This window comes from Variovorax sp. P1_H12_2, assembly GCF_056405335.1.
The window spans coordinates 1-12,089 of the sequence record NZ_JBFUCI010000173.1 but is presented as its reverse complement, the minus strand read 5'-3'; the positions used below and the strand labels follow the sequence as shown (position 1 = coordinate 12,089).

General features: G+C 69.6%; 11 protein-coding genes and 1 other RNA gene. 5 read left to right on the top strand and 7 right to left on the bottom strand.

Features of this window, described 5'->3' with window-relative positions; all coding sequences use genetic code 11:
- Window positions 1-281: 281 nt before the first annotated feature.
- A complete protein-coding gene (locus AC1D2K_RS18070) occupies window positions 282-1,286 on the bottom strand; it encodes a Bug family tripartite tricarboxylate transporter substrate binding protein (protein ID WP_478090211.1) in 1,005 nt (334 codons plus the stop codon).
- Window positions 1,287-1,414: 128 nt separating this feature from the next.
- On the opposite strand from AC1D2K_RS18070, the gene AC1D2K_RS18065 reads away from it, so the two are divergent.
- Entirely contained in the window at window positions 1,415-3,061 is a 1,647-nt protein-coding gene (locus AC1D2K_RS18065) for an MBL fold metallo-hydrolase (protein WP_478090210.1), read from the top strand.
- Window positions 3,058-3,765: an RNA pseudouridine synthase gene (locus tag AC1D2K_RS18060; protein ID WP_478090209.1), complete on the top strand. Its 708-nt coding sequence runs from the start codon at window positions 3,058-3,060 to the stop codon at window positions 3,763-3,765. Before AC1D2K_RS18065 ends, AC1D2K_RS18060 begins: the two co-directional genes overlap by 4 nt.
- Before the next feature lie 123 nt (window positions 3,766-3,888).
- On the opposite strand, the gene rnpB is transcribed toward AC1D2K_RS18060, so the two are convergent.
- An RNA gene (gene rnpB, locus AC1D2K_RS18055) (RNase P RNA component class A) lies at window positions 3,889-4,225 on the bottom strand.
- A gap of 67 nt (window positions 4,226-4,292) precedes the next feature.
- Between rnpB and cysK the strand changes: the two genes are divergently transcribed.
- Together cysK and AC1D2K_RS18045 are read left to right on the top strand one after the other, a co-directional pair.
- Window positions 4,293-5,213, top strand: a complete 921-nt coding sequence (gene cysK, locus AC1D2K_RS18050; RefSeq protein WP_478090208.1) for a cysteine synthase A — start codon at window positions 4,293-4,295, stop codon at window positions 5,211-5,213.
- Between the two features lie 128 nt (window positions 5,214-5,341).
- Window positions 5,342-6,997 carry an NAD(P)/FAD-dependent oxidoreductase gene (locus AC1D2K_RS18045; protein WP_478090207.1) on the top strand — a complete coding sequence of 552 codons (1,656 nt, stop codon included), beginning with the start codon at window positions 5,342-5,344 and terminating at the stop codon, window positions 6,995-6,997.
- A 132-nt stretch (window positions 6,998-7,129) separates the two neighbouring features.
- Here AC1D2K_RS18045 and htpX read toward each other — a convergent pair whose 3' ends face one another.
- The 5 genes from htpX to AC1D2K_RS18020 form a co-directional block, all read right to left on the bottom strand.
- On the bottom strand, window positions 7,130-7,996 hold the full coding sequence (gene htpX / locus AC1D2K_RS18040; RefSeq protein ID WP_478090206.1) for a protease HtpX: 867 nt from the start codon (window positions 7,994-7,996) through the stop codon (window positions 7,130-7,132).
- Between the two features lie 54 nt (window positions 7,997-8,050).
- Window positions 8,051-8,860, bottom strand: a complete 810-nt coding sequence (locus tag AC1D2K_RS18035) for a DUF3025 domain-containing protein (protein ID WP_478090205.1) — start codon at window positions 8,858-8,860, stop codon at window positions 8,051-8,053.
- Window positions 8,857-9,627: an NYN domain-containing protein gene (locus AC1D2K_RS18030; protein WP_478090204.1), complete on the bottom strand. Its 771-nt coding sequence runs from the start codon at window positions 9,625-9,627 to the stop codon at window positions 8,857-8,859. The genes AC1D2K_RS18035 and AC1D2K_RS18030 overlap by 4 nt, the downstream gene beginning before the upstream one ends.
- Before the next feature lie 61 nt (window positions 9,628-9,688).
- Complete coding sequence (gene pyrC / locus AC1D2K_RS18025; RefSeq protein WP_478090203.1) at window positions 9,689-10,729, bottom strand: dihydroorotase; 1,041 nt, start codon at window positions 10,727-10,729, stop codon at window positions 9,689-9,691.
- A complete protein-coding gene (locus AC1D2K_RS18020) occupies window positions 10,726-11,643 on the bottom strand; it encodes a LysR family transcriptional regulator (protein ID WP_478090202.1) in 918 nt (305 codons plus the stop codon). Before AC1D2K_RS18020 ends, pyrC begins: the two co-directional genes overlap by 4 nt.
- A 131-nt stretch (window positions 11,644-11,774) precedes the next feature.
- Here AC1D2K_RS18020 and AC1D2K_RS18015 point away from each other — a divergent pair.
- Window positions 11,775-12,089 (top strand): enoyl-CoA hydratase/isomerase family protein (locus tag AC1D2K_RS18015; protein WP_478090201.1); only part of this gene is annotated, 315 nt, incomplete at its 3' end.

Sequence of the window (12,089 nt, the reverse complement as noted above, 5' to 3'; positions counted from 1 at the left end):
GTCTCATGGTGAACAAACCTTCGGTGAATGTGTCAGGGCCGCGCATCGGAGCAGGTTTCGTGGGTCTGCGAAGACAACGCCTCAGGCCCACTTTCGGGGGACCATCCGGTGAGGTATTTCAGCAGCCTGCTAGCTCGCCCTGTCATTGGGCTCGCCCCCAGGTTGCCCCGCACTGCGTGTCGGGGCGCCCACCCCCTACCGGGGGCAACACCGGCGGCCCGGCAAAGCCGGTTCCGCGGTGTTTCACCAACGGGCCTGGCTGCGCTGGCCGGAAGCGGGCGTCAATCGATGTGGATGTTCGCCGCCTTGGCGACCTCCGCCCACTTCACGCGGTTGGCGTGGACGGTCTGCTTGAACTGCGCCGGCGACTCGATGCGCACCGTGTTGCCCTGGCTTTCGAAGCGTTCGCGCAATTCGGGCTGCTCGAGCACCGACGCGATGGCGGCGTTGAGCTTTTCGACGACACGCGGGTCGGTACCCTTGGGCGCGAAGATGCCGAACCAGATCGAGCTGTCGAAGCCCTGGGCGCCCGGAATTCCGCTCGAGGCGATGGTCGGCACCTCCTTGATGGCGGCCACCGGCTTGGCGGTGGTGACGGCCAGCAGCCGCACCTTGCCGGCCTTGTACTGTGGCAGCACGGTCTGCACCTGGTTCATGATGCAGCAGGTCTCGCCGCGCACCACCGACGTGATGGCCTCCGGCCCGCCCTTGTAGGGCACGTGCACCATGTCCAGGCCCAGGCGCGAGTTGAACTCCGCGAACGCCATGTGGGTGCCGGCGCCGTTGCCGGTGGAGGCGTAGTTGTACTTGCCCGGATGGGCCTTCACGAGCTCGACGAATTCCTTCAGGGTCTTCACGTTGATCACGTCCGGGTTGATCGTGAGCACGTTCGAGACATCGAGCACCGGCGCCACCGGGATGAAGTCGGCCTCGACATCGAAGGGCAGCTTCTTGTAGAGCGCCGCATTGCTGCCGTGCGTGGCCGCGGTGCCGAAGGCCAGCGTATAGCCATCCGGCCGGGCGCGCGCCACGTATTCGCTCGCGATGTTGCCGGCGGCGCCGGACTTGTAGTCGATCACCACCGGCTGGCCGAGCTTCTGCTGCAGCGGCTCCTGGATCGCACGCGCCACCACGTCGACGCCCGAGCCGGCCGGGAAGCCCATGATCATCGTGATCGGCTGGTGCGGCCAGTCCGGCTGGGCGGAAGCGACCGGAGCGAGGGCCCAGAGGGCGAGCGCCGACCACGCGGCAAGATGGCGCAGGGAGCCGGGAAAAGAACTGGGCATGGCGATCTCTGGTGACGAAATGGGCAGGTCCGGATTGTGGCGCTTTGCTCATGAAGAATCGTGTAGAAGCTTATGCGCCGCCGCCCCCTTTGCACGAGGGTTCGCCGATCTCCCGATAATCTCGACCCATGGTACGCCCCACCCAACTGCTCCACCCCCAGCGCGAACCGGCGCCCGTGCGCGCCGCCGCGACCGTGCTTCTGCTGCGCGACACGCCCGAAGGCATCGAAGTGCTAATGACCCGGCGCTCCGCCAGCGCCAGCTTCGCGCCCGGCGCCTACGTGTTCCCGGGCGGACGCATCGACGAAGGCGACGCCAGCGCGCGCGCCATCGCGACGCGCCGCCCCACCCAGGGCGAAGCCCAGCTCACCCAGGCGATCGCCGCGATCCGCGAAAGCTTCGAGGAACTCGGCGTGCTGCTGGCCCACCATCCGGACGGCCGCCCGGTGAGCGCCGAGGAAGTCGCCGCCATGGACCGCAGCACCGCCAGCACCACCGTCGCCTTCGCCGACCAGTGCGCGGCGCGCGGCCTGCGGCTGTCGACCGACAAGGTGTTCACCTTCGCGCACTGGATCACCGACCGCGACCTGCCCAAGCGCTTCGACGTGCCCTTCCTGGTCGCCCCCATGCCCGAAGGCCAGACGCCGACGGCCGACGAGACCGAGCAGTTCGAACCCTGCTGGGTCCGGCCGGCCGATGCGCTCGCGCGCCACGCGGCGGGCAGCTTCTTCATGATCTTCCCGACCGTGCGCACGCTCGCGCGGCTGGCCGCCTACCCGACGGTCGCCGCCGTGCTCGACGCCTGCGGCCCCCGCGATGCGGGCGAAGGCCCGCTGTGGACCAGTTGTCCGCGCGCAGGCTGGCTGGCCGGACAGGAAGCCCGCTACATGGAAACCGAGTCGCCGTTCGGCGAGCTCGCGCTGGTCAGCCCCGACGGCCAGATCGTCCATGCGCTCGACTGGCAGAGCGAGCGCGCGGTGCCGCTGCTGAAGAACGTGCAGCGCCTGACCGCGCCCAATCCGGGCGCGATGACCGGCCCCGGCACCAACAGCTACATCGTGGGCGATGCGGCCACCGGCTACATCGTGATCGACCCGGGGCCGAACGACGTCGACCACATCGGCCGCCTGTGGCAAGCGACCGGCGGCGACGTCCGCCTGATCGTCTGCACCCATTCGCACCCCGACCACTCGCCCGGCGCCCTGCCGCTGCAGCAGCTGTGCAAGAGCCTGCCGCCGATCCTCGGCATGCCATCGGCGCCGACCGCACGCGCCAGCGCCCGCTTCACGCCCGACCGGGTGCTGCAGGACGGCGAGCGCCTGGTGCTGGACGGCCACACGCTGCGCGTGATCCACACGCCCGGCCACGCGGCCAATCACCTGTGCCTGCTGCTCGAGGAAGACGGACTGCTGTTCTCGGGCGATCACATCCTGAACGGCAGCACCACCGTGGTCGATCCGCCGGACGGCAACATGAACGCCTACCTCGACTCGCTCGACAAGCTCGACGCCGCCTGTGCCGAAGGCGGCGTCGGCTTCATCCTGCCCGCGCACGGCTATGTGCTGGGCGACGCCCGCGCCGCCATCGCCCACCTGAAGGCGCACCGCCTGCGGCGCGAGGCCAAGATCGCCGCCGCGATGCGCCAGCGGCCCGAGGGCACGCCCGAGGAATGGCTGCCGCTGGCCTACGACGACGTCCCCGAACGCATGTGGCCGGTGGCCGCGCGTTCGCTGGCGGCGCATGTCGAGCGCATACGCCAGACGACCCAGCCATGAAAGATGCGGACGAGGGCATCCGGCTGGCCAAGCGGGTGGCGGCGCTGGCAGGCTGTTCGCGGCGCGAGGCCGAGCTCCTGATCGAGAACGGCGCGGTGCGCGTCGATGGCGAGCCGGCACTGTTGCCGCAGGCGCGCGTGCTGGCGCACCAGCAGGTCGAGATCGAGGCCGGCGCCCGGCCCGAACCGGTGGTGCCGGTCACGCTGCTGCTGCACAAGCCCGCCGGCACGCCGACCGACCACGCGCACCGGTTGCTGCTGGCCGCCAACCATCACGAGCCCGAGCGCGCCGGCCTGCGCTTCCTGCCGCGCCACGTGGCGGCACAGCGCTGCATGACGCCGCTCGAGACCGGTGCCAGCGGCCTGGTGGTGTTCACGCAGGAGTGGCGCATCGAGCGCAAGCTGCAGGAGGACGCCGGCATCCTCGAGCACGAGGTCATGGTCGACGTCGCCGGCCCGGTCGGCCCCGAGACGCTGGCGCGCTTCGAGCGCGGCCCGGCCCGCGTCAGCATCGGCCAGCAGGCCGAAGGCCACACCGGCCTGCGCTTCGCCCTCAAGGGCCCCCGCCCGGGCCAGATCGCCCATCTCTGCGACGACGCCGGCCTGCAGATCCTGGCCATGAAGCGCATCCGCATTGGCCGGGTGCCGCTGTCGGGGTTGCTGCCGAGCCAGTGGCGCTACCTGACGCCCAACGAACGGTTCTGATGCGTCGAGGCGCGCTCCCTTCGTGGGGCCCGCCGCGCCGGGCCGCTCCCAAGCGGCCGGGCCGCCTCCGGTCGGGGGTGGACGGCTACACGAAGTGAGCCAACCTGGGGGCGAGCGAAAAAAGTGTGAAGCGCGCCTGTAAGCCGGATTCTGTGCACTGAAGCCTCTTGCGAGACCCCAGCGTGACCGCCATTACTCTGGGCCGTTTGTCGCCAAACGGCTCGATGCCACCTACCCGCCAGCTCTGCGGAACCACATCGACGCTGGCCTACTTGGTGTTGCTGCGCGCAGAGATTGCCCGTTTCACCCGACCGGGGTTGCCCCCGGCCGACTCGTCTCTGTTGCTCTGATCCTCACCTCGCGGTGGGGAGCCGTTAGCTCCTGCGCTGTCCTGTGCAGTCCGGACGTTCCTCCAGTGCGCTCTTTCGAGACTTGCACCAGCGGCGGTCCGGCGCGCTTCACCCGTCGATTATCGCCACAATGGCGCTCCCTTTTCGTTCAGCCGGGGCCAGCCCCAAGGAGACCGCATGAAAGCAGACACCATCCTCCAAACCATTGGCAACACGCCGCATGTGCGCATCCAGCGCCTCTTCGGCCACGCGACGCAGCAAGTCTGGATCAAGTCGGAGCGCGCCAACCCGGGCGGCTCGATCAAGGACCGCATCGCCCTGTCGATGGTCGAGGATGCCGAACGCTCGGGCGCGCTGAAGCCCGGCGGCACGATCGTCGAGCCGACCTCCGGCAACACCGGCATCGGCCTGGCGATGGTGGCGGCGGTCAAGGGCTACAAGCTGGTGCTGGTGATGCCCGACAGCATGTCGGTCGAGCGCCGCCGCCTGATGCTCGCCTACGGCGCCAGCTTCGACCTGACGCCGCGCGAGAAAGGCATGAAGGGCTCGATCGCACGGGCCGAGGAGATCGTCGCCGGCACGCCCGGCGCCTGGATGCCGCAGCAGTTCGACAATCCGGCCAACGTGGACGTGCACGTGCGCACCACGGCCGAGGAGATCGCGGCCGATTTCCCGGGCGGCATCGACGTGCTGATCACCGGCGTGGGCACCGGCGGCCACATCACCGGCTGCGCCCGCGTGCTCAAGAAGAAGTGGCCCAAGCTCAAGGTCTTCGCAGTCGAGCCGGTGGCCTCGCCGGTGATCTCCGGCGGCCAGCCCGCGCCGCATCCGATCCAGGGCATCGGCGCCGGCTTCATCCCGAAGAACCTCGACACCGACCTGCTCGACGGCGTGCTCCAGGTCGATGCCGAGCCGGCGCGCGAAATGGCGCGCCGCTGTGCGCGCGAGGAAGGCATGCTGGTCGGGATTTCGTCCGGCGCCACCCTGGCCGCGATCGCGCAGAAACTGCCCTCGCTGGCCGCCGACGCGGTGGTCCTGGGCTTCAACTACGACACCGGCGAGCGCTACCTGTCGGTCGACGGCTTCCTGCCCTCGTGAGACATTGCGGGACAGACCAAGAAACAGCGCAGCGGGTTTTTGCTCTGTCCTGACTGGAGGCGGCGCGCCGCGGCCTGGGCGGCGTTGCGATAATCGGCGTCCCTGCTTGATAGACACAAGCCCACGACATGCTGAGAATCTCTGAAATCAAACTGCCGCTCGCCCACGACGAAGCGGCGCTGCTCCAGGCCATCGCCGGGATCCTCGGCGTCCCCGCCGGGGCGCTGGCCGAGCACAAGGTCTTCAAGCGCAGCTTCGACGCCCGCAAGGTCGACCTGCTGCAGGTCTACATCGTCGACGTGGCGCTGTCCGACCCCGCGCTGGAGGCCAGCCTGCTGGCCAAGTTCGCGGAGAACCCGCGCATCGGACCGACGCCCGACATGGCGTGGCACGCCCCGGCGCAGGCGCCGGCCGAGCTGCCGCTGCGGCCCGTGGTGGTGGGCTTCGGCCCCTGCGGCATCTTCTGCGCGCTGCTGTTGGCCCAGATGGGCTTCAAGCCGATCGTGATCGAGCGCGGCAAGACCGTGCGCCAGCGCACCAGGGACACCTGGGGCCTGTGGCGCAAGAGCGTGCTGAACCCGGAGTCGAACGTGCAGTTCGGCGAAGGCGGCGCCGGCACCTTCTCCGACGGCAAGCTCTACAGCCAGATCAAGGACCCGCGCTTCCTCGGCCGCAAGGTGATGGAGGAGTTCGTCAAGGCCGGCGCGCCGCCCGAGATCCTCTACGTGGCGCACCCGCACATCGGCACCTTCAAGCTGGTGAAGGTGGTGGAGCACATGCGCGAGCAGATCACGGCGCTGGGCGGCGAGATCCGCTTCGAGCAGCGCGTGAGTGACGTGCTGATCGAGGACGGACCGGAAGGCAGACACCTGCGCGGCCTGGTCGTGCTCGACCAGCGCACCGGCCAGACCAGCGAGCTGCGCGCCGACCACGTCGTGATGGCGCTGGGCCACAGTTCGCGCGACAGCTTCGAGATGCTGCACGCGCGCGGCGTGCACATCGAGGCCAAGCCCTTCTCGATCGGCTTCCGGGTCGAGCATCCGCAAGGCCTGATCGACCGCGCGCGCTGGGGCCGCCATGCCGGCCACCCGCTCCTGGGCGCGGCCGACTACAAGCTGGTGCACCACGCGAGCAACGGCCGCTCGGTCTACAGCTTCTGCATGTGCCCGGGCGGCACCGTGGTGGCCGCGACCAGCGAACCAGGCCGGGTCGTGACCAACGGCATGAGCCAGTATTCGCGCAACGAGCGCAACGCCAATGCGGGCATCGTGGTGGGCATCGAGCCCGGCGACTTTCCGGGCTGGGACGAGGGCCGCGCCGGTTCGCCGCTGGCCGGCATCGAGCTGCAGCGCACGCTGGAGTCGAACGCCTTCGTGCTCGGCGGTGGCGACTACCGTGCGCCGGCCCAGTTGGTGGGCGACTTCGTCGCCGGCCGGCCTTCCACGGCGCTCGGCAGCGTGCTGCCCTCGTACAAGCCGGGCGTGACGCCGGGCGACCTGCACGGCGCGCTGCCCGGCTACGCGATCGAGGCCATGCGCGAGGCCTTTCCGGCCTTCGGCCGCAAGATCAAGGGTTTCGACCTGCACGATGCGGTGCTGACCGGCGTCGAGACCCGCACCTCGTCGCCGATCCGGATCACGCGCGGCGAGGATTTCCAGAGCCTCAACGTGCGCGGCCTGTACCCGGCCGGTGAAGGCGCGAGCTATGCCGGCGGGATCCTGTCGGCGGGGGTCGACGGCATCAAGGTCGCCGAAGCCGTGGCGCGCAGCGTGGCCGGAGCCTAGGGCACAGAGTTCCGGCCGGCGCAGCCAGGCCCGTTGGTGAAACACCGCGGAACCGGCTTTGCCGGGCCGCTGGTGTTGCCCCCGGTAGGGGGTGGGCGGGCTACACGCAGTGAGCCCAACCTGGGGGCGAGCTCAGCTGTTCTGCAGCGCGGCGATGCGCTGCTCGATCGGCGGGTGGGTCGCGAACAGGCTGCCGAGCTTGCCCGTGATGCCCATGGCCTCGACCGACTTCGGCAGTTCGCCGGGCGTCAGGCCGCCCAGGCGCGCCAGCGCGTTCATCATCGGCTGCTTGCGGCCCATGAGCTGGGCGGCGCCGGCGTCGGCACGGTATTCGCGCTGGCGCGAGAACCAGGCCACCACGATAGCGGCGGCGAAGCCGAGCACGATGTCGAGCACGATGGTGGTCACGAAGTAGCCGATGCCGGGGCCCGACGAACGCTCGTCGCGGCGCAGGAAGCTGTCGACCGCATAGCCGATCACGCGCGACAGGAACACGACGAAGGTGTTCATCACGCCCTGGATCAGGGTCATGGTGACCATGTCGCCGTTTGCCACGTGCGCCACTTCGTGGCCGATCACGGCCTCGACCTCTTCGCGCGTCATGTTCTGCAGCAGGCCGGTCGAGACGGCGACCAGCGAGGAGTTCTTGAAGGCGCCGGTGGCGAAGGCATTCGGGTCGCCTTCGAAGATGCCGACCTCGGGCATGCCGATGCCGGCCTTGTCGGCGAAGTTGCGCACGGTCTGCACGATCCAGGCCTCGTCGGGCGACTGCGGGTCGTTGATGATCCGCACGCCGGCCGACCACTTGGCCATCGGCTTGCTGATGAGCAGCGAGATGATCGCGCCGCCGAAGCCCATGATCAGCGCGAAGCCGAGCAGCGCGCCGAGGTTGAGCCCGTTGGCCGTGAGGAAGCGGTTGACGCCCAGCAGGCTGGCGACCACGCCCAGAACAGCGACCACCATGACGTTGGTCAGGACAAACAGAAGGATGCGTTTCAAGTTGGATTCTCCGTGGGGAAACGACGTGTACAGATGGGGACGGGGCGGCCCGCTTCAAGCGGAGCCAGGCTGCAGGGCCGGTTTGGTTGGCTTTGGTTGTGGAGCCCTGCGAGGTCGGAAAACCTCCGAGTCATCATAGAAGGAAAAGTTCTCGTTGGGTCGCCACCAGCCGGGCACGCCGAGCACCGGAAGCGGCACGAAGGGCTTGGTGGCGAGGTGCCCGGCGTCCAGGGCGGCCGCGATCGAAGCGTCGCTGATCGCGAGCGAGGGGTTCGCGCCCGACGGCACCAGCACATGCGCCGTGGCGGCCTTGCGGGGCGTGTGCAGTTTTTCGAGCAGCGCGTGGCCGAACACCAGCAGCCGCACTTCGCGCCACAGGCTGCGCCGCGTGACGAAGAGCCGCTGCCAGTCGCGCGCGACCAGTGCCTCCCACAGGGCCGGCGGCGCGTCGAGCACGGCGCCGTTCTCGTCGAAGAGGGTCAGCGCATCGCGCAGCGGGCCCCGCGTGCCGCCGATGCCGGTGCGTGCGATCTCGGCGGCCTGCAATTCGTTCAGGCGGCGCTTGGCGCGCGGGAAATGCAGCCAGACCAGGCCATTGAGAAGATCGTGCAGGGTGTCGCGCGTCGGCACGCAGGCGGTGCGAAAGATGAAGGCCTCGTAGGCTTCGCCCGGCGCCGCGCTGTCGCCGGGCACGAAGCTCAGCGGCCCGGCAGGCAGTTCGATGGCCACCGGCTCGGCCGACAGCGCATGGGCCACGCTGTGGCCGCCTGCAGTCCTCGCGGCCACCCGTTGCGCGCACGGCGCCAGGGGCGCCAGCCAGGGCGGCGAGGCATCGACGACCACGCCGCCGGCCACCGGATTCACGCCGGCATCGGGCCGACGTACTGCACCTTGTTCGGCGTCTTCTCGGGTGTCAGCAGGAACAGCTCGGGGTGTTTCTTGAACAGCTTGGGCGAGCTCGCGCTCTTGCCGAGCAGCTTCGCGGCGCGCAGTCGCTCGGCCGCGACATTGAGCTCGACCTTGTTGCCCATGCCGAGCTCGACCACGGCGTCGAGGATGCGCAGCACGTCGTCGGGCAGCACCGGCGCGCGAGGGGCGGGTGCGGGCGCCTCGGCCTTGGTGCGCCGGGGGGCGCGCGCGGCGCGCTTGGCGGCCGGCTTGGCCACCGCCGCCACGCGGGCCTTGGTCGCCTTCGGTGCCGCATGGTGCTGCAGGTCGACGAAGCTGTCGTAGACGGCCACGGTCTCGTCGCCGGTCTTGCCCTGCTGGCCGATGCCGCAGACGCGGCAACCTTTCTCGCGCAGCCGGATCACCAGCGGCGCGAAATCGGAATCGGAGGACACCAGCACGACGATGTCCGGCCGCTCCGCGATCACCAGATCGATGGCATCGACCGCGAGCGCGATGTCGGTGCTGTTCTTGCCGGCCGACAGATTGACCATCGGCCGCATCGACAGCCGCTTGAAGAGCGCCTGCTGCTTGAGCGCGGTCTCGGCATTGCAGTAGGCGCGGCGCACGTGCACGGCGCCGTGCTCCGACAGGGTGCGCTCCACGGCCTGTTCGATGACGTCGGACGACACGTTGTCGGCGTCGACCAGCAAGATCACGCGCGGAGCGGCCGTACGGCTCATTGGAGTACCTCCGTGCTGCGCACTGCGGTGCGAGCTTGCTTGGGGCGGCCCGGCGCGGCGCTCATGCGAGCCTCCAGGCCACCGTCTCGCCGCCACGCAGGGGTTTCAGGGTCGCATCGCCGTAAGGCACGGTCTCGGGCACGGTCCAGCTTTCGCGCCGCAGCGTCACGCGGTCGGTGTTGCGCGGGAGTCCGTAGAAATCCGCCCCGTGGAAGCTGGCGAAGCCCTCGAGCTTGTCGAGCGCGCCGGCGTTGTCGAAGGCCTCGGCATACAGCTCGAGCGCGGTCAGCGCGGTGTAGCAGCCGGCGCAGCCCAGCGCGTGCTCCTTCAGGTGCGCGGGATGCGGCGCGCTGTCGGTGCCGAGGAAGAAGCGGTCGCTGCCGCTGGTGGCCGCTTCGACCAGCGCGACGCGGTGGGTCTCGCGCTTGAGCACCGGCAGGCAGTAGTAGTGCGGCCGGATGCCGCCCGTGAAGATCGCATTGCGGTTGTAGAGCAGATGGTGGGGGGTGATGGTGGCGGCCGTGAAGCGGCTCGCGTCGCGCACGTAATGGGCGCCCTCCTTCGTGGTCAGGTGCTCGAACACCACCTTCAGCTCGGGGAAGTCGCGCCGCAGCGGGATCATCACGCGGTCGATGAACACCGCCTCGCGGTCGAACAGGTCGACCGCCGGGTCGGTCACCTCGCCGTGCACCAGCAGCAGCAGGCCGTGCTTCTGCATCGCCTCGAGCGTCGCATAGGCCTTCTTGATGTCGGTCACGCCGGCGTCGCTGTTGGTGGTGGCGCCGGCAGGGTAGAGCTTCAGCGCGCGAACCCCGGCCGCCGCGGCGCGCTCGATCTCCTCGGGCGGCAGCTTGTCGGTCAGGTAGAGCGACATCACGGGCTCGAAGCGCAGACCGGCCGGCACCGCTTCGAGGATCCGGGCGCGGTAGTCCAGCGCCTGCTGCGCGGTGGTCACCGGCGGGCGCAGGTTGGGCATGATCAGCGCGCGGCCGAACTGGCGCGCCGAGTGCGGCACCACGGCCTGGAGCGCGGCGCCATCGCGCACGTGGAGATGCCAGTCGTCGGGGCGGGTGAGGGTGAGGGTGTCGGCGGGGCTTGTCATGGCACGGATTGTCCCATCGTGGTCGCCGCGCCGCGCGCCCGCTCGAGGATGAAATCGATGAAGGTCCGCGCCACCCGCGTGTGCTGCCGGTTCGGCATGTAGAGCATGAACATCCCGGTGCCGAAGATGCTGAGCCGCCAGTCGTCCAGCGTGGTCACGACCTCCCCGCGCTGCAGGTCGTCCTGCACCACGTAGTCGGGCACCAGCCCGATGCCCAGGCCGGCGAGCACGGCCTGGCGCAGGAACAGGAAGTTCTCCGAGATCAGCGTCGGCTCGAGGATCACCTCGCGCCGCTCCTCGCCCTGGTAGGCCGACACGCGCAGCTGCCGGCCGATCACCGCCGAGGTCACGACCGGCGCCCCCTGCAACTGGTCGAGCTGGGTCGGCAGCCCATGCGCCTCGGCGTAGCCGCGCGATGCGCAGGCCACGTAGCGCACCGGACCGAGCTCGCGCGCCACCAGGTTCTGCGGCGGCTCGGCCATGACGCGGATCGCGATGTCGACCTCGTCGCGCAGCAGGTCCTCGATGCGGTTCTCGAACAGCACGTCGAGCACGATGCCCGGGTACAGGCGCTTGAAGGCAATCAGCCAGCCGGACATCACGAGCTGGCCGTAGCCGCTCGGAACGCTGAGCCGCACGCGGCCCTGCAGCCCCTGGCCCAGCGTGGTCACCGATTCCTTCGCCGCCAGCAGTTCGCCCTGGATGGCGAGGCCATGCTGGTACAGCCGCAGGCCGATCTCGGTCGCCTCGGCCCGCCGCGTGGTCCGCCGCACCAGCTGCGCGCCGACCGAGCGCTCGAGCTGGTTCAGGTGGTAGCTGACGTTGGCACGGCTCATGTTGAGGCGGCGCGCGGCGGCACTCAGGTTGCCGGCGTCGAGGATTTCGACAAGGAGGGTCAGCGATTGCAGGTCCATGGGGCCATTTTGTCAAAACTTCTTTGACAGTCTGTCAATCGGCAATGCAATTGTCAAAGCAGCGGCCCGGATCAAGAATGCCGGATTCACCCTCAAGGAACCGTTCCGGTTCGCTCACGGAGACAATCACCATGGCCATCTCTCCCACCCTTCCTGCGTCCGCGATCGTGCGCTTCGAGCGTCAAGCCGACGTGCTGGTCGTCACGATCGACAACCCCCCGGTGAATGCGCTCGGCGTCGACGTCCGGCGCGGGCTGGCCGCGGCGATCGCCGCGGCCGAAGCCGACGACGGCGCCAAGGCGGTGCTGATCGTGGGCGCGGGGCGCAACTTCATCGCCGGCGCCGACATCCGCGAGTTCGGCCAGACGCCGCAGCAGCCCTCGCTGCCCGACGTGTGCGCGGCCATCGAGAACTGCAGCAAGCCCGTGGTGGCCGCGATCCAGGGC